The sequence below is a fragment of the Solidesulfovibrio sp. C21 genome (assembly GCF_047785625.1).
Classification (GTDB): domain Bacteria; phylum Desulfobacterota; class Desulfovibrionia; order Desulfovibrionales; family Desulfovibrionaceae; genus Solidesulfovibrio.
This window is the reverse complement of record NZ_JBLODY010000165.1, coordinates 1-1051: the sequence shown is the minus strand read 5'-3', so window position 1 is coordinate 1051 and position 1051 is coordinate 1. Positions and strand designations below refer to the sequence as shown.

Sequence of the window (1051 nt, the reverse complement as noted above, 5' to 3'; positions counted from 1 at the left end):
GAGTCGGGGGGACCGGGGGGCCCGTGGCCCCTCGGCGGGGTCCAGGGCGGAGCCCTGGCCTGGAAGCCTCCCCATTACACCGGGCAGTCGCCCTGGCCGAGGCAGTAGTCCTCGACGAAGCGGCCGATCTGGATGCCGAGGGAGACGCATTGGATGCCGTTTTGGCAGTCGTCGGCGTCTTTTTTGGACAGGTGGGTGGACAGGGTATGTTCGCCGTGGGTCATGGTGACGAGCCAGTCGCCGGTGGCCGCGTCTTCGGCCACGGAGACGGCGATGCCGTGTTTGCTTATTTCGGGGTACAGGGAGGCGATGGACTGGGCCAGTTTTTTCGGATCGGACATGGGTACGCTCCTTTGCAACGCATGGTTCAAGGGCGTCTGCCATGGGGCAGGCGTAAACAAGACCTTGCCGTATTGTCTGACCGAAACCGGCGGCGGGGTCAATGGGCGGCGGAAATCAGGCGTCGCGGGCGAGCAGGAGACGGCTGACGTCCATCTCGGGCCGGATGTCGCTTGAGATATGGAAGAAGGTGTAGAGGCCGCGCAGGCGCAGCTCGTCGGCCACGGCCGGCACGGGATTGGCGAGGATGAGTCGTCGGCCCTTGGTGGCCAGGGCGGTTTGCAGCCGCACCAGGGCGCCGACGCCGCAGCTGTCCATGGCGGGGACGTGACTCAAGTCCAGCACGCTGACGGCGATGAGGCCGAGGCTGGCGGCTTCGAGGACGGCGGTTTCAAGTTCCAGGGCCTGCTGGCCGCCGAGCACGGCGTCCAACCGGGCCCACAGGACGCCCTGGCTGTTGGTGAGGGTGATACGGCTCATGGTGGATGACGATTTTTTCGTGGTCAGGCTTGAGGCGGGGCGGCGGGATTTGCCCGTCACCGCGACGTGGCCGTTTGGTCACAATAGTCGAAAGCCGTCGTCACAGGCAAGGCAAAGCGGGGAATTCGCACAATCCTTTTTAAAGCAGCATGTTAGTTGATTTTCATGGGATGAGAATGCGAGAGGGGAACCCTTTTTGGAAAAAGGGTTCCCCTCTCGCGCTCTCCCCTCC

Annotated in this window: 2 protein-coding genes; both read right to left on the bottom strand. The window is 63.9% G+C overall.

All coding sequences use genetic code 11. The features are described 5' to 3' along the window. Positions 1–74: 74 nt before the first annotated feature. Positions 75–341, bottom strand: a complete 267-nt coding sequence (locus tag ACMZ6R_RS20480) for a hypothetical protein (RefSeq protein ID WP_416114808.1) — start codon at positions 339–341, stop codon at positions 75–77. Positions 342–456: 115 nt separating this feature from the next. Beyond that, entirely contained in the window at positions 457–819 is a 363-nt protein-coding gene (locus ACMZ6R_RS20475) for an STAS domain-containing protein (RefSeq protein ID WP_416114807.1), read from the bottom strand. Between the last annotated feature and the right edge of the window lie 232 nt (positions 820–1051).

Coding starts and splice junctions, on each gene's coding strand:
- ACMZ6R_RS20475 (WP_416114807.1), bottom strand. CDS start 819: ATGAGCCGTATCACCCTCACCAACAGCCAGGGCGTCCTGTGGGCCCGG.
- ACMZ6R_RS20480 (WP_416114808.1), bottom strand. CDS start 341: ATGTCCGATCCGAAAAAACTGGCCCAGTCCATCGCCTCCCTGTACCCC.